Here is a 15525-nt window from a genome sequence, read left to right on the forward strand (position 1 = left end):
ATCTGCGTTATGGGCGCTTAAAAGATGCGGTTGGGTTTGGCTCTTAATGGTTCAAAAAGCCCCCAAAAAGCAAGAGGCGCGAGAGGTCTCGCGCCGCTTTTTTCAAAGAATTCTCGGTTTTTTGCAAAAACTATTCAGCTGGAGCGCTGTTTTTGACTTCTTGGTCAGGTTTTTCCCGGCTTGCCTGAAGTTTCGCCCACTCAGGCCGCTCATACAAAAACTTGCCAAATCCGATTTTCTGTACAATCTCATAGGCAATCAATGACGCTGTTGCCGCCACGATGATGACCAATACGCTCATCACGCCGACATCGGAAATGATGCCCAGTTTAAACAGGATGGTGCGGAAGATTGCCATGGGGATCACGAAAGCCACATAGACGGCAAGTGAACGCTCGCCAATCCATGCCAAAGGCTTTGCCATGTTGAACTTTGCCAATAGGGCAGAGAACACACAGATCGCAGTGGTGCCAGCAAAAGCCAGCACAAGGTGAATGCCCGGTAGAGCAGCATATCCTGCGGTAACGTGGTCTGGTTGCATATCGACACTTGGCCAAAATACGAGGCCAAAGTTTATGCCAGCCCATGCGACCAGAGCGAGCATGGCAAGCAGCGCGTTGTCTTGCGCCCAGCGCGTCAGCTTGAATATTTGGGGTGCCAAAGCATAACCTGCATAGAAGAATACATAATATTCAGCAAAATAGGCGATGATTGTGCTCTGATTGCCTGTAGGCAGCATTTGCAACACGGCGGTGACTGCGAGCACCAACCAATGTGGCACGTGGTTATTGTAAAGCCATTTTGTGACGGCAGAGAAAAACGCCAGCATGTAAATGAACCACAAGATCGAATAAGGCTCGAAAATGGCGAAGAAGATACCAGATACAAAGCCCGCAATGTCGCCCGAGGCGACGACGTTCTTGAAAAAGAGCTGGATGATTGCCCAAAGCGCGTAGAAATAGAGATAATGGACCACACGCCGATCAGCATATCGGCCCCAGTCGCGACCAATTACGTAGGATAAGAATAGGCCTGATATCAAAAAGAACTCTGGCATCCGAAATGGCGCGGAGTAGGTGACGGCATAATGCATAAAGCCGATATCGCCAGCGTCTTGCCCCACACCTAATGTTGAATGCATCATCACCACCAAAAGGATCGAAATTCCTTTCGCGGCATCTACCCAGTCTAAACGTTTTGCGCTTGCCATTATGTCCACCCTTGCAAGTATAGTTGTTCTGTTTATACAGCGGATAGGTAAACAAAAAAATGGTTACATTCTTTTGATCGGTAACTAATCAATGTTGAGGTTAATTGTTCTGCTTAAAAACTAAAACTTTACATATTTTATTAACAAAAAAGGGAGGCGTTGGAGCCTCCCTAAATACAATATTTAAAACTGAAATGTGGCAATTTGCTTATGTGATTGGAACGGTTCCGTAAGCGCCAGCCATAATCGCCAAGGCAAGAAAAAATGCTGCTGTAAGCGAAAGTCGTTTAATCATAAAGAGTTACCCATTCGGCGAAAAGTATCTATTCACCGTCCCTATCATATGGTTGTGACATTTTTATTTGTATAGCCAACGCGCCAGATGCCACATTGTTCCCACAATGTGGCCGCAATTGGTGAAGAAATTATCGTTAATTAGTCGACGATCTCGATGGAATAGTTCTCGATCACTGTATTGGCAAGCAGCTTCTCGCACATTTGGGCGAGTTTTTCTTTTGCTGTTTCGTGATCGGTTTCTTCGAGTTTAACATCAAAGATCTTGCCTTGGCGGACCGCGTCTACACCCTCAAAGCCCAAGCTGGACAAGGAGCCTTCAATGGCTTGTCCTTGTGGGTCCAATACGCCATTTTTCAATGTAACAAATATGCGTGCGTGCATTTATCTTCGTCTCAATCTTTGATTATTGTACAAGGCGAGGGCCAGTGGCCAGCGCGTTATCAGCTTCGGACAAGATGCCCAAACGTTGGGCGACTTCGCGATAGGCGTCCACAAGGCCACCTAAATCTTGGCGGAAGCGGTCTTTATCCAGCTTGTTTTGTGTTTTGACATCCCACAAGCGGCAGCTGTCTGGCGAAATTTCATCGGCCAACACAATGCGCATGGTGTCATCTTCATAAAGACGGCCAAGTTCGATCTTGAAATCGACCAGCTGAATGCCAGCCGCCATGAACATGCCGCATAAAAAGTCATTGATGCGCACAGCCATGGACATGATGTCATCCAGCTCTTGCGGATTGGCCCAGCCAAACGCAGTGATATGCTCTTCGGCGACAATCGGGTCGTTGAGCTTATCGTCTTTATAGTAGAATTCGATGATGGAGCGGGGCAGGCGTGTGCCACTTTCAACACCTAAACGCTTGCAAATGGAGCCAGCGGCCACATTGCGCACAACCACCTCTAGTGGAATGATCTCAACTTCGCGGATCAATTGTTCGCGCATATTGAGGCGTTTGATAAAATGGGTTGGAATGCCCAGATCATTCACATGGGTGAAGATAAATTCGGAAATGCGGTTGTTCAACACGCCTTTGCCGTCAATCACTTCATGCTTTTCGCCGTTACCCGCGGTGGCATCATCTTTAAAATGTTGCACCAAGGTTCCCGGTTCTGGACCTTCATAGAGAACTTTCGCTTTGCCTTCATAGAGGCGGCGCCGACGGCTCATGTTCAATACCCGCGATTCCTGAAATGTAATGTATGGTCGCTTCATGTCCCTTTTTGGGGGTAAAAAGCAAGTCTTTAATCAATTATTACCGCATTCTTTGTGGGTTTTGAGGATGAATGTCAAATTTGAGCGGCCAATTGCCGCGAATTTGCAAATTGCGCCGCAGAATCGTTGATTTTCCTCCCTTTTCGCTTTATCTCGTAGCTGGAGTTTGTTTGAAGGGTGTTCCCTTTTTATTTCACGGAGACCAAAATGGCCGGATTTGACGATCGCGAAAAGGCAGAAGAAGCCAAATATGCCCATGACGAAGCGCTGAAGTTTAAAATTGAAGCGCGGCGCAACAAATTGTTGGGCCTATGGGCCGCTGGCCTTTTGGGCAAAACTGACGATGCAGACGTGAATGCTTATGTGACTGAAGTTGTTGCATCAGATTTTGAAGAAGCTGGCGATGAAGATGTTTACCGCAAAGTAAGCGGCGATTTTAAAGCGGCTGGCGTTGACGTTTCAGAAGCTGATTTGCGCGACAAAATGCGCACGCTTTATGTGAAAGCGGAGATGCAGGTTAAAGAAGCCGACTAGGCTTCACTGTATCGATGAATTTTGAGGGCTCGAACTTAGCAGTTCGGGCCTTTTCTTTTGTGCGGGAACATGGAAATCTGCAACTCTGTTTGGAGGCATTATGCAAATTTCGCTTGGCGTGTTGAAAAACTCTGATTATCGCAAGCTTTATGGGGCGCAGGTGATTGCGCTGGCGGGCACTGGCCTGACCACCATTGCGCTGGCGCTTTTGGCCTATGATTTGGCTGGAGCAGACGCAGGCCAAGTGTTGGGCACCGCGCTGACACTCAAAATGATTGCCTATATTTTTATAGCACCAGTGATTAGTGCCATTATACCGGGGCAATTGCGCAAGCAGGTGTTGATTGGACTTGATGTGGTGCGGGCGCTTTGCGTTCTGGCGCTGCCTTTTGTGACGGAGATTTGGCAGATTTATCTGCTGATGTTTGTGCTTAATGCAGCGTCGGCGGGTTTCACGCCCACATTCCAGTCTGTCATTCCGCAATTATTCGAGAAGGATGAGGATTATACCAAAGCGCTCAGCCTGTCGCGCATGGCCTATGATTTGGAAAATTTGTTGAGCCCGACCATTGCGGCGCTGTTGCTGGTGTTTGTGAGCTTTGAGAGTTTCTTTGTGGTGAACGGCATTGCGTTTTTGATTTCTGCTATGCTTGTGGCCAGGGCGACTGTGCCGCCATTGTCGTTGGACAATGTGGCCGATCCGCTGAAGCGCAAGCTGACGCAGGGTTTCCAGATTTATGCAAAAACACCCAGATTGCGCGGAGTTTTCGTGCTCTATTTTCTTGTGGCCTTCGCCGGGGCGATGGTGATCGTCAATAGCGTGGTGTTGGTGCGCGAGCAATTGGGCTTGGGCGAAAGCGAGCTGGCATTTGCCATGGCCGCATTTGGCAGTGGGTCTTTAATTGCAGCATTTCTTGTGCCGAAGTTGACGCAAAGGTGGGGCGACCGCCGGGTGATGTTTGCCGGGGCAACGATCCTACTTGCGGGTGTATCGCTCACCGCAATTATGTTTGGCGGATTGACCTATGTGTTTTTGCTGATGATTTGGCCTTTGCTTGGCCTCGGATATAGCTTGGTGCAAACGCCTGCTGGCCGTGTATTTAAACGCTCTGCAAATGAAGAGGACTTGCCCAAGCTGCTTGCGGCGCAATTTGCATTGTCGCACGCATGTTGGTTGCTGGCCTATCCAATGGCTGGCTTTTTACCAAGCGTCTTAGGCATGGGCGCAACGCTTTATGCTTTCGCAGCGCTGAGCCTTGTGGCGTTGATCGTGGCAAAGCTGTTTTGGCCTAAGGAGAGCTATGCGCCCATGACGCATCGGCATGATGAGGTTTATCACGACCATGTGCATTTTCATGGGGACCATCACCAGCACGAACATGAAGGTTGGGAGGGACCAGAACCGCACACCCATCCGCACAAGCATGATGAGATTGTGCACAGCCATAGCTTTAAAATCGACCGTCACCATCCCGTGTGGCCTTCACATAGTGCTGGATAGCAGGCTTTAGATGCGGCGCATTAAATTGGCGAAAGCCATGAGGCCCTCTGGCCAAGGGCCAAAGCCGGACTTTGGATTGACGTGACCAATTTCGCCTGCGTCGTTGAAGACAGAACCCCATGCGGCAGCCATTTGAGCGGCGGCTTCCACATCGCAAAATGGATCATTGCTTGATCCGATCAGCAGCGAGGGGAAGGGCATAGGATCTTGCACAATGGGCGCGAAGCGCTTTGATTTCTTCGACACATTCTTGTTGTTTTCAATATCCGGCGGCGTCACCAAAAAGGCGCCAGCCACTTTGGTGTCGGTCAGCTTTTGCGCGGTGCGGGAAATCGTGTGCACGCCCAGCGAATGGCCCACCAGCACCACAGGGCGAGTGCTCATCATAACGGCATGATGCAGCTTATCTGACCATTTTTCCGGGTCAGGATTGGTCCAGTTTTCTTGCTCTACCAGTTGTGCGGTGGGCATTTTGTTGACCCAATTTGTTTGCCAGTGGTCGGCGCTGGCGCCGCCTAAACCGGGCACAATCAATATGTCTGCTTCTGCGATTTTCATATGAGTGTGATGCCGATTTTTGCGGGATGGCGCAAGGGAAAAGTCGATCAAAATTTCATATCTTGACTCCTCGTAAGTAATTACTTACCGTAAGTGAATGCTAACATTTGGTGTGATGATGGAACAGCAAGCATGGGATGCGTTGGCCGATCCGACGCGACGGCAAATATTTGAGTTGGTGGCGAGGCACCCCAGCCATGTGCAGCCATTGGCTGATCAATTGCCAGTGAGCCGACCTGCCGTGTCACAACATCTAAAAGTGTTGCTGCAGGCGGGATTGGTTGGGGCCAAAAGAGAAGGCACACGGCAGATCTATTTTGCGGATCAGCGCGGGCTGGCAGGGCTTCGGCGCTGGATGGATGAATTTTGGGATGAGGCTTTGGCAAATTATCAGCAGGAATTCAGGGAGGACAAAAATGGCTGAGACAATGAGCGTTTCGAAAAAAGTGATGGTGCCTGCGGATGCAGGCAAAGCCTTTGATGTGTTTGTGGCGCGGATGGGCAGCTGGTGGCCGAAAAGCCATTCTATTTTGCAAAATGAAGTGCAGGATGTGGTGGTGGAGTTAACTCCGCAGGGGCGCTGGTATGAGCATGATAGCCAAGGCAATGAAGCCGATTGGGGCTTTGTGAAAAGCTTTGAGCGGGGCGACCATCTGCTGTTGTGCTGGCAGCTCACTGCTGATTGGGCGCGTGATGAGGCGCTGGACACGGAAGTCTATGTGACCTTTGAGAGCAAAGGTGACATGACCGAGGTGACGCTGACGCATCGCTTGCTAGAGAATTATGGCGAACGGGCGGCAGAGATGAAGGCGGCATTTGAATCGCCAAATGCATGGGCCGATATGATGCGCGGGTTTGCTGATCGGTTTGTCGCGTTGGCGGCCTAAGCCGACGCGCGTTTGACAAATAGGCGGCCGCCAAAAACATTCAGCATCAGTCCCAGCAAGATGATGGTGCCGCCAATGATGGCGGCGCTGCTCATGCTCTCGCCCAAGAATATTGTGCCGGACAGGACGCCGAACACGGGCACCATCAGCGAAAATGGGGCGACAAGGCTGGCAGGATGCTTTTTGAGCAATTGGTTCCAAATGCCGAAGCCCAAAATGGTGGTCGGGTAGGCCAAATAAAAGGCGGCGGCGATGGAGAGCGGCTGCGGGTTGGTGAATACGGCCCAGATCGCGGCATGATCTTCAAGCATGAACGATAAGATCAGCAGTGGGATCGGCGGGATTAAACTGCCCCAAACCACGAAGTTGAGCATATCAACTTGCCCGGCCTTTTTAGTGATGATGTTGGCCACGCCCCAAGAGGAGGCGGCGGCAACGCACATCAGAAACGGCACAAGCGCACCGCCGGTATAACGCTCTGCTGCGATGATGCCGATGCCAGAAAAGGCGACGAAGGCACCCATGATCTGCCAGCTTTTGGGCTTTTCGCCCAACAGCAAAAACGCAAATAGAATGGTGAAGAAAGCCTGCAGTTGCAAAACGATGGAGGACAGCGATGCGCTCATGCCCCATTTCATGGCGGTGAAGAGCAAACCGAATTGGATGACGCCTAAAAACATGCCGAAGCCGATAATGTAGCTCCAGCCAATATTGGGCTTTTTGATGAAAAAGATCCATGGGATCACAACGAGCGAGAAGCGCATGGCATTGAGCATGAGCGGCGGAATGTCATTTACGCCCACTTTGATGGCGACAAAATTGAAGCCCCAAATGGCCACAACGAGCAGGGCAAGGAAGAAATCTTTTACGGGCATAAAGGCATTCCGCGCATCATATCAAAAACTGGCGCGATTAGGACAGTACCGCTGACTTTGGTCAAGCAGGCACATTTTTCATACGAAGCAAAAAATAAATCAAAATCAATTTATTGAATGTATTTTTATTTCAAAAGACGTTATTTTGCAGTGACTTATATGCAGGTTTCGCCTGCTTATCATATTTTGAGATGGAAAGATCAAAAGTGCTGATCAAAGAAAAGCCCGGCAAAAATGCCGGGCTTTTGCATGTTTATTCGCCGAAGACTCGGGCGAAAATCGTATCAACATGTTTGAGGTGGTAGCCATCATCAAACATATCGTCGATTTGGGCATCACTCAGGGCGTTGGACACTTCTTCGTCTGCTTTCAAGAAGGCAGCAAATTCGCCTTCGCCGCGCCAAACCTTCATGGCGTTGCGTTGAACGGCGCGGTAGCTATCTTCTCGGGACAGACCAGCTTGGGTGAGGGCCAACAAAACGCGTTGCGAATTGTGCAAGCCGCCCAGCTTGTCCATATTGGCTTTCATGTTTTCTGGGTACACAACCAGATTTTCCACCACATTGGTCAAACGTGCCAAAGCGAAATCGAGGGTGACGGTCGCGTCTGGGCCGATCATGCGCTCAACAGAAGAGTGCGAGATGTCACGCTCGTGCCAAAGGGCAACGTTTTCCAGCGCCGGGGTGACCATGCCGCGCACGATGCGGGCCAAACCTGTGAGGTTTTCAGTCAATACTGGGTTGCGCTTGTGCGGCATCGCGGAAGAGCCTTTTTGGCCTTTGGAGAAGAATTCTTCTGCTTCCAACACTTCGGTCCGCTGCAAGTGACGCACTTCGGTGGCCAAACGTTCGATGGAAGAGGCCACCACGCCCAACACGGCGAAGAACATAGCGTGACGGTCGCGTGGGATCACCTGAGTGGAAACAGGCTCGATGGCCAAGCCCAGCTTTTCCGCGACATATTGCTCAACGGAAGGGTCGATATTGGCGAAGGTGCCAACCGCGCCAGAAATGGCGCATGTGGCGATTTCTTCGCGGGCGATTTCGAGACGCTTTTTACAGCGGTCAAATTCTGCATAGGCTTGCGCCAATTTAACGCCGAAGGTGGTTGGCTCGGCGTGGATGCCGTGAGAGCGACCAATGGTGATGGTGTCTTTTTGCTCATAGGCACGCTTTTTGAGGGCGGCGAGCAGTTTGTCCATATCGGCCAAAAGCAAGTCTGCCGCGCGGGTCAATTGCACGGAAAGGCAAGTGTCCAACACGTCAGATGAGGTCATGCCCTGGTGCACAAAGCGGGCTTCGGGACCAACAATCTCAGCCAAGTGGGTGAGAAATGCAATCACGTCATGTTTAACTTCGCGTTCGATTTCATCAATCCGCTCAACGTCGAACTGGGCGTTTTCGCCTTTTTCCCATACAATTTTGGCAGCTTCTTCTGGCACGATGCCGAGTTTGGCTTGCGCAGATGCGGCATGGGCTTCGATTTCGAACCAAATGCGGAATTTGGATTCTGGTGACCAGATGGACACCATTTCATCGCGTGAATAACGGGGGATCATGTGGTTTGACTTTCACTCGTTTCAGTGTGGGAGGAAGAAGGTTTTAGCGTGCTGGCAAGCACGGCGCTGACCGCCAACATTGGCGTGATGACCATCAAGCCGATTTTAATGTTGGTGACTTCAGCGACAAAACCGATGGAAATTGGGCCGACCAAAAAGCCGGTAAGCGCCAAGAAAGAGAGCACGGCCACGTTGGACGCGGAGCTTTTGCCGGGCGCGTTGGCCGCAGCCGTTACCGCGAGCGGGAAGCCAAGGGCAACGCCGCTGCCCAGCATGGCAAAGCCCAGCATGGCAATAATCGCATTGGGGGCAATGTAAATCACGCCAAGACCCATCACGCCGATAATGGCCAATGTGCGGGCTAGGTCTGTGGTGGAGAAATGCTCGCGCAGCTTATCACCAGTCAAACGCGTCAGCGCTACGGACATGGTGAAGAAGGTGAGGGACAAGCCTGCGAAGCCATGGGACGCGCCGTGAATATCACGCATGAAGATCGCCGCCCAATCGGCAACGGCGCCTTCAGTCAATGTGGTGCCGAAGGTGAACAAGCATATGCCCAGCAGCAGGATGTGGGGCATGGTGAAGCGTGTTTTGCCAGTGTTTGCTGTGGCAGCTGGCGCTGGTTGATCCAGATTTACCTGTTTCACCGCATAAAGGCTTGGCAGGATAAGAACAGCGAAAATTGCCACTTCCATCAAAAATGGATCGAAGCGCACGGCGGCTGACGCTGAGCCGACGATTGTGCCCGTCATCAAGCCAAGACTCCAAAGACCGTGGGCGCGGCTCATCACCAGCTTTTTGCGCTGTTTCTCGTAAAGGTCAGCAGATACATTCATGCCGAGTTCGAGAATGGACAGCGTAGACCCCATTACGGCCAAAGAAAGCATCAAAGTGAGCTGGGAGTTGGCGAGGAAGGGGAGGGTCATCGCCAAAAAGAACAATGGGTAGAAAATCAGCATTGTTTTTTGGGCGCCGAGCCAATCGCCAATGCGACCAGCCACCAGCAGGGACGACAAAGTGCCGATGGGGGCGCCGATAAGGGCGATTGCAAGTTCAGCAGGGCTGAGGGCAAGTTTTTCTTGCACCTCAGGAATGCGCGGAAGCCAGGCGCCAAGCGCGACCGGCTGAGAGAAGAAAACAAAGAAGAGCCAATTGCGCATAGACATAAATAGGGACCTTTATGATGTGCGGTTACGTTCGGCGCGATTGCAGACCTTTTTCAGCGGCCTGGCGAATATCGCTTATGCGTGGGGCATAATTTGCAGGGTCATTGCCTTTATAGATGGCTGACCCAGCCACCAGTGCATTTGCCCCGGCGCGTGCAATTTCCTCAGCATTATTTGCGGTGACCCCACCATCAACCTCAAGGTCAATTGGGCGATCGCCAATCAATGCTTTGGCTTGTTTAATTTTTTCAATGGCTTGGGGGATAAAGCTTTGTCCTCCAAATCCGGGGTTTACGCTCATAATCAAAATGAGGTCTAACCGGTCAATAACATTCTCAATCACAGAGACAGGGGTAGAAGGATTGAGAGAGACACCGGCTTTTTTGCCCATGGACTTGATGGCCTGAAGGGAACGATCAAGGTGCGGGCCTGCTTCGGCATGCACCGTGATAATGTCAGACCCAGCCTTGGCAAAAGCTTCAAGATAAGGATCAGCTGGCGCGATCATCAAATGCACGTCCAAGATTTTCTTGGTGACGGGGCGAATGGCCTCCACAATCATTGGACCAATGGTGATGTTGGGCACAAAGTGACCGTCCATCACATCCACATGCACCCATTCGGCGCCGCCTTCATCAATGGCGCGGACTTCGTCGCCCAAACGGGCAAAATCAGCAGAAAGAATTGAAGGTGCAATTTTGATTGGCAATTGGCTCATTTGGGGGCTCCCCTGATCTTTAGCCAGCTATATTTTGGGATATGTAAGCGGGGTTAGCACAATGGTTATCAAATGCCAATTGCCCAAAGGATGAATCTTCACCTGTTCTCACAATTGCGTTAGAGCGACATCTGGTCGCTTGCTTTTGGCTTTTGACGGGTTCAAAAGAGGCGCGTTGCAAAACAAGCAAGGATGTTGTGATGCTTTCCATCAGTTTACCAGTTGTATTTGGCGCAGGTGTTTTGAGCTTTTTGTCGCCCTGCGTGTTGCCGCTGGTGCCGCCTTATCTCTCCTATATGGCGGGCACAACATTTGAGCAGCTGCAAGATGAAAGCAACACCGGCAGCAAAGTCTGGTGGAAGACCGTGACCACATCGCTGTTCTTTATCTTGGGTTTTTCAACCGTCTTTATCCTTATGGGCGCTTCGGCCACCTTCTTGGGCAGCGCCTTGCGTTCCGCGCTGGATTGGCTGGTGCCATTGGCGGGCATCGTAATTATTGTTATGGGTTTGCACTTCCTCGGCCTACTACGCATCGGCTTGCTCTATCGTCAAGCGCGGATGAGTGGGCCGACCACGGCCACTGGCCCCCTTGGGGGCTACGGGCTTGGTTTGGCCTTCGCCCTTGGTTGGACGCCATGCATTGGGCCAATCCTGGCCGCGATTTTGCCAATAGCGGGCACATCTGAAACCGCGTGGCAGGGGGCTGGGCTATTGGCGGTTTATTCCGCTGGGCTTGGCTTGCCGTTTTTTGCTGCCGCATTGGCCATTCGTCCATTTATGAATTTCTTCCAGAATTTCAAAAAGCACCTTGGCACCGTCGAGAAGGTGATGGGCGTGTTTTTGATCATCACAGGTGTGTTGTTCCTGACGGGTGATTTTACGCGGATTAGTTTTTGGTTGTTGGAGACATTCCCCGTCCTCCAAAACTTCGGCTAGGGCTGTGCCCATTGCGCGTCGAGCTTTGGCGTCGGCGCGCCTTGCCCCTATTTTGAATAGGGGCGGCGGCACGCATCCTACAATCTCTTTGCGCACTGGGCACAGAGTGGATGGATGGTGCATTGTTGACTAGCCTCGTGATTTTCCTGCAAAGAATTTGACGTAAACGCACAGCGTCATTTCCGGACTTGATCCGGGAATCCATTTGATGTGTCCGCTTGTGGAAACGGAAGTGATTTTACATCGAGCACTTGTGGGTTTTGACGTCGCAAATGGATTGCAAGATCAAGTCCGGAAATGACGGGTGGGGTTGGTTGGTGTCGGGTTAATGTAATTGGCCGCCCCGGACTTGATCCCGGCTCAGGGCCGGGATGGCTGCGTGGGGTATGCTCAGAAATATTTATCGAGCAATTTTAAAACAGTTTCAGCGCGCGTAGGGAGCTGTGACCATCTTTAGCGATGATGATGTGGTCGTGCAGGGTGATGCCTAGGGGCTTGGCGATGTCGGCGATGGCGCGGGTCATTTGGATGTCGGCGTTGGACGGGGTTGGATCACCAGAGGGGTGATTGTGCACAAGGATCATGGCGGTGGCGGAGAGTTCTAGGCAGCGTTTGATGACTTCGCGTGGATAGACAGGGGTGTGGTCCACCGTGCCGATTTGCTGCACTTCGTCGGCGATTAGTTTGTTGCGCTTGTCTAAAAAGAGCAGGCGGAACTGTTCTTTATCCTCAAAAGCCATTTCTGATTTGCAATAATCGAGCAGCGCATCCCACGAATTGAGGATTGGCCGTTCGGGCAAGGCATCCTTTGAATAGCGTTTTGCGGCGGCGAGCATGATTTTGATGTCCATGGCCGCGGTGGGGCCAATGCCATCAATTTCCTGCAGCAAATTGGCCGGGGCGGCGAGGACTTGGGAAAAGCTGCCAAAGCGGGTGATTAATTGCTTGGCGATGGGTTTGGTGTCGCGGCGCGGCAGAATGCGGAAGAGCAAGAGCTCTAGCAATTCATAATCTTCGAAGGACGAGCCGAGGTCGCGTTCGAAACGTTGGCGCAGACGGTCGCGGTGGCCGTGATAATGCAGCTTAGGCTTTTTGCCCAGGGCTGGCTGATCGGCTTGAGACTCGTCTGCGTCGCTCATTTACCGCCGCGCTTCGAGTGGGTTGAACAAACCATTTGGCGACTGGGTGAAGATTTCGCACCCATGTTCGGTGATGCCGATTGAATGCTCGCACTGGGCAGATAGCGTGCGGTCTCTGGTGACAGCGGTCCAGCCATCGCCCAGGATTTTCACGTCTGGGCGGCCCAAATTGATCATTGGCTCGATGGTGAAGATCATGCCAGCTTTCAGCTCTGGGCCAGTGCCATGGTCGCCAAAGTGTAGAATGTTTGGTTCGTCATGGAACAAGCGGCCAAGGCCATGGCCCACAAAGTCGCGCACCACGCCGCAACGTTCTGCTTCGGCAAAGCTTTGAATGGCGTGGCCAATGTCGCCTGTTGTTTTGCCGGGTTTGGCGACTTCCAACGCGCGGAAAAGGCTTTCATAGGTCACTTCGATCAAGCGTTCTGCTTTGCGTGACACATCGCCAATTGGGTACATGCGTGACGTGTCGCCATGCCAACCATCAACAATCAAGGTGATGTCGATATTGACGATATCGCCATTTTTCAGCGGCTTTTCGTTTGGAATGCCGTGGCACACCACATGGTTGATGCTGGTGCAGATTGAGTGGCGGTAGCCACGATAATTCAGCGTGGCGGGCACAGCATTATTGTCCATCGCAAATTCAAATGCGCGACGGTCGAGCTCAGCGGTGGTGACGCCGGGTTGGGCATATTCATAAAGCATATCCAACGCTTGGGCGGCCAGATTGCCGGCTTTGCGCATGCCCTCAAAACCTTCTTCACCGTGCAGCGGAATAATGCCGGGTGTGCGTTTTTGATCGGGTTTTGCTTGGGTATAGGTGACCATGGAATGCTCTTTTTAATTCTCGTATTTGCGCTGAACCTACCGCTTCACAGGTAAAATTGGAAGAGGTCGGTGGAGGCATATTTGGTTCTGATCGATCGTGCAATCATAACATAGAAATTCAACGCCCGCATTCAAGGCATTTTCAGCCGCTTGGGCGTAGGCCGGATCTAAATCAGCTGCGAAACTGAACTGGGTGCAATCAGTGCGCTGGACCAAATAAAGATTTATTGCGCGGTGGCCCGCGGCGACCATATTGCTAAGTTCGCCCAGATGTTTAACGCCGCGCGCGGTTTTGCTGTCTGGAAATTCTGCAAGAGAACCCTCGCGCAGCAAGTGCACATTTTTCACTTCCACATAACAATCGGGCAGGCCGTCGGCTGTGAGCAGAAAATCGATGCGGGATTTTTCGCCATATTTAACCTCGGGTCGAATGTTGTTGTAGGCGGCAAGCTCTTTGATCTGTTTGTTGAGCAGAGCTTCGGCCACGATGCGGTTCGGTAGTGCCGTGTTTATGCCCACCAGATGGCCGTTCACCTCGGTGAGTTCCCACGAATATTGCAGCTTGCGTTTTGGATTGTCGGATTTAGACAGCCAGACAGGCAGGCCCGGCTCTTTCAACCCCAACATGGCACCGGGATTGGCGCAGTGGGCTGTGATGATCTCGCCATCATCCAAGCGAATATCGGCCAAGAACCGTTTGTAGCGTTTGATCAGCGTGCCGTGCAGCAGCGGGGAAGGGAAATCCAATTGAGTGGTCCAAACGTTGAAATAAGTTGCAATTCAAGTTCGATCCTTTATTTCAAAGACATGATGACAAAACAAGACCAACCCAAAGCTGTAACCGCCGCCATGCTTGTGGTGGGCGATGAAATTCTTTCTGGCCGCACCAAGGATAAAAATATTGGCACGGTGGCAGATTTTTGTGCCGATCTAAGCATCGATCTTAGCGAGGCCCGCATTGTGGCGGACGAGATTGACGAGATCGTTGCGGCCATTAATGCGCTGCGGTCCAAATATGATTATGTGTTCACCAGTGGCGGCATTGGGCCAACCCATGATGACATTACTGCCGATGCGGTGGCCAAGGCGTTTAGTGTTGAGTTGAACGTCGACCAGCGTGCGATTGATGCGATGCAGGCGCGGTTTGTAGATTATGAAATGACCGAAGGGCGTTTGCGTATGGCGCGGATACCTGAAGGCGGTGAGTTGATCGACAATCTGGTTTCGGGTGCGCCGGGCATTCAGATCGAGAATGTGTTTGTGATGGCTGGGGTGCCGAAGATTTTGCAGGCCATGTTGGAGAGCATTGCGCCAACATTGAAGACCGGCGTGCCGCAATATTCCGTGTTTGTGAACTCACAAGTTGGGGAAGGTGTGCTTTCTGCACCGCTTGCAGCATTGCAATCTTCATACCAAACGGTAAAAATTGGCTCTTATCCGCAATTGGGGTCTAAAGACTATATGACCCAGATTGTTATGCGCTCTAGCGATGAAAAAATATTGGAGCAGGTGCGCCACGAGGCTCAGGCGATTGTGGACGATCTGTTTGAGAAAGCAAAAAAGGGACAGGGACCCACAATATGACCGAACCGCAGAATAAATCATTTCCGGTTTCTTGGGATCAATTTCACCGCGACAGCCGCGCTTTGGCTTGGCGCTTGATGAATGAAGAGCCGTTTGACGCCATCGTTTGCATCACCCGTGGCGGCCTTGTGCCTGCTGCGATTATCGCGCGTGAGCTGGGCATTCGGGTGATCGAAAGCGTGTCCGTTAAATCATATGATTATAAAGATCAGGGCGAATTGGAAGTTGTGAAACCGATCTGTCAGGAAATCGTTGATCTCGATAAAACTGGTCGCGTGTTGATCATTGATGATTTGGTGGACACAGGCAAAACTGGTCGCGCTGTGCAGGCCATGTTGCCAAATGCGCATTTTTCCACCGTTTATGCCAAGCCTTTGGCGCGGGATTTGGTGAATAGCTTTGTCACCGAAGTTTCCCAGGACACTTGGATTTACTTCCCCTGGGATATGGATGTGTCTTACGCGCCGCCAATCCGCGATGGTGTGGGCGACTAATCAATTTTCTGAGTGGACACAG

Annotated in this window: 18 protein-coding genes; 7 read left to right on the forward strand and 11 right to left on the reverse strand. The window is 51.5% G+C overall.

The window, feature by feature from the left end; genetic code table 11:
* Window positions 1–130: 130 nt before the first annotated feature.
* The 3 genes from ACP15Y_RS10580 to purC all read right to left on the reverse strand — a co-directional run bounded on the left by ACP15Y_RS10580 (window position 131) and on the right by purC (window position 2675).
* On the reverse strand, window positions 131–1210 hold the full coding sequence (locus tag ACP15Y_RS10580; protein WP_424983031.1) for an acyltransferase family protein: 1080 nt from the start codon (window positions 1208–1210) through the stop codon (window positions 131–133).
* A 435-nt stretch (window positions 1211–1645) separates the two neighbouring features.
* Window positions 1646–1888, reverse strand: coding sequence for a phosphoribosylformylglycinamidine synthase subunit PurS (gene purS / locus ACP15Y_RS10585; RefSeq protein WP_424983032.1), 243 nt, complete (start codon window positions 1886–1888; stop codon window positions 1646–1648).
* A 22-nt stretch (window positions 1889–1910) separates the two neighbouring features.
* Window positions 1911–2675, reverse strand: a complete 765-nt coding sequence (gene purC / locus ACP15Y_RS10590) for a phosphoribosylaminoimidazolesuccinocarboxamide synthase (RefSeq protein ID WP_424983033.1) — start codon at window positions 2673–2675, stop codon at window positions 1911–1913.
* A 252-nt stretch (window positions 2676–2927) separates the two neighbouring features.
* Here purC and ACP15Y_RS10595 point away from each other — a divergent pair, with 252 nt between their 5' ends.
* The gene (locus tag ACP15Y_RS10595; RefSeq protein WP_424983034.1) at window positions 2928–3254 is read left to right on the forward strand and encodes a DUF1476 domain-containing protein; all 327 of its coding nucleotides are present in this window, start codon (window positions 2928–2930) and stop codon (window positions 3252–3254) included.
* Between the two features lie 100 nt (window positions 3255–3354).
* Complete coding sequence (locus ACP15Y_RS10600) at window positions 3355–4755, forward strand: MFS transporter (RefSeq protein ID WP_424983035.1); 1401 nt, start codon at window positions 3355–3357, stop codon at window positions 4753–4755.
* A 6-nt stretch (window positions 4756–4761) separates the two neighbouring features.
* On the opposite strand, the gene ACP15Y_RS10605 is transcribed toward ACP15Y_RS10600, so the two are convergent.
* The gene (locus tag ACP15Y_RS10605; protein WP_424983036.1) at window positions 4762–5313 is read right to left on the reverse strand and encodes an RBBP9/YdeN family alpha/beta hydrolase; all 552 of its coding nucleotides are present in this window, start codon (window positions 5311–5313) and stop codon (window positions 4762–4764) included.
* 118 nt (window positions 5314–5431) lie between these two features.
* Here ACP15Y_RS10605 and ACP15Y_RS10610 point away from each other — a divergent pair, with 118 nt between their 5' ends.
* Both ACP15Y_RS10610 and ACP15Y_RS10615 read left to right on the forward strand, forming a co-directional pair.
* Window positions 5432–5737 (forward strand): ArsR/SmtB family transcription factor, encoded by a 306-nt coding sequence (locus ACP15Y_RS10610; RefSeq protein WP_424983037.1) that lies wholly within the window; start codon window positions 5432–5434, stop codon window positions 5735–5737.
* Window positions 5730–6200, forward strand: a complete 471-nt coding sequence (locus ACP15Y_RS10615) for an SRPBCC domain-containing protein (RefSeq protein ID WP_424983038.1) — start codon at window positions 5730–5732, stop codon at window positions 6198–6200. Before ACP15Y_RS10610 ends, ACP15Y_RS10615 begins: the two co-directional genes overlap by 8 nt.
* Here ACP15Y_RS10615 and ACP15Y_RS10620 read toward each other — a convergent pair.
* The 4 genes from ACP15Y_RS10620 to rpe form a co-directional block, all read right to left on the reverse strand.
* Entirely contained in the window at window positions 6197–7075 is an 879-nt protein-coding gene (locus ACP15Y_RS10620) for an EamA family transporter (protein ID WP_424983039.1), read from the reverse strand. The two genes, ACP15Y_RS10615 and ACP15Y_RS10620, sit on opposite strands and share 4 nt — an antisense overlap.
* 253 nt (window positions 7076–7328) lie before the next feature.
* Window positions 7329–8633 carry an adenylosuccinate lyase gene (gene purB, locus ACP15Y_RS10625; RefSeq protein WP_424983041.1) on the reverse strand — a complete coding sequence of 435 codons (1305 nt, stop codon included), beginning with the start codon at window positions 8631–8633 and terminating at the stop codon, window positions 7329–7331.
* Window positions 8630–9799 carry an MFS transporter gene (locus ACP15Y_RS10630; protein WP_424983042.1) on the reverse strand — a complete coding sequence of 390 codons (1170 nt, stop codon included), beginning with the start codon at window positions 9797–9799 and terminating at the stop codon, window positions 8630–8632. Before ACP15Y_RS10630 ends, purB begins: the two co-directional genes overlap by 4 nt.
* Before the next feature lie 25 nt (window positions 9800–9824).
* Complete coding sequence (rpe, locus tag ACP15Y_RS10635; protein WP_424983043.1) at window positions 9825–10517, reverse strand: ribulose-phosphate 3-epimerase; 693 nt, start codon at window positions 10515–10517, stop codon at window positions 9825–9827.
* Window positions 10518–10717: 200 nt separating this feature from the next.
* On the opposite strand from rpe, the gene ACP15Y_RS10640 reads away from it, so the two are divergent.
* Complete coding sequence (locus ACP15Y_RS10640; RefSeq protein ID WP_424983044.1) at window positions 10718–11455, forward strand: cytochrome c biogenesis CcdA family protein; 738 nt, start codon at window positions 10718–10720, stop codon at window positions 11453–11455.
* A gap of 413 nt (window positions 11456–11868) precedes the next feature.
* On the opposite strand, the gene radC is transcribed toward ACP15Y_RS10640, so the two are convergent.
* Genes radC through sfsA form a run of 3 tightly spaced genes read right to left on the reverse strand, consistent with a single transcriptional unit; the run spans window position 11869 to window position 14172 of the window.
* Window positions 11869–12594, reverse strand: coding sequence for a RadC family protein (radC, locus tag ACP15Y_RS10645; RefSeq protein WP_424983045.1), 726 nt, complete (start codon window positions 12592–12594; stop codon window positions 11869–11871).
* A complete protein-coding gene (gene map / locus ACP15Y_RS10650; RefSeq protein WP_424983046.1) occupies window positions 12595–13425 on the reverse strand; it encodes a type I methionyl aminopeptidase in 831 nt (276 codons plus the stop codon).
* Window positions 13426–13461: 36 nt separating this feature from the next.
* Entirely contained in the window at window positions 13462–14172 is a 711-nt protein-coding gene (gene sfsA, locus ACP15Y_RS10655) for a DNA/RNA nuclease SfsA (protein WP_424983047.1), read from the reverse strand.
* Window positions 14173–14235: 63 nt separating this feature from the next.
* Between sfsA and ACP15Y_RS10660 the strand changes: the two genes are divergently transcribed.
* Together ACP15Y_RS10660 and gpt are read left to right on the forward strand one after the other, a co-directional pair.
* The gene (locus ACP15Y_RS10660) at window positions 14236–15009 is read left to right on the forward strand and encodes a competence/damage-inducible protein A (protein WP_424983048.1); all 774 of its coding nucleotides are present in this window, start codon (window positions 14236–14238) and stop codon (window positions 15007–15009) included.
* Window positions 15006–15503 (forward strand): xanthine phosphoribosyltransferase, encoded by a 498-nt coding sequence (gene gpt, locus ACP15Y_RS10665; RefSeq protein WP_424983050.1) that lies wholly within the window; start codon window positions 15006–15008, stop codon window positions 15501–15503. Before ACP15Y_RS10660 ends, gpt begins: the two co-directional genes overlap by 4 nt.
* Window positions 15504–15525 lie beyond the last annotated feature (22 nt).

The organism is Maritalea sp. S77, from assembly GCF_049801075.1.
GTDB lineage: Bacteria > Pseudomonadota > Alphaproteobacteria > Rhizobiales > Devosiaceae > Maritalea.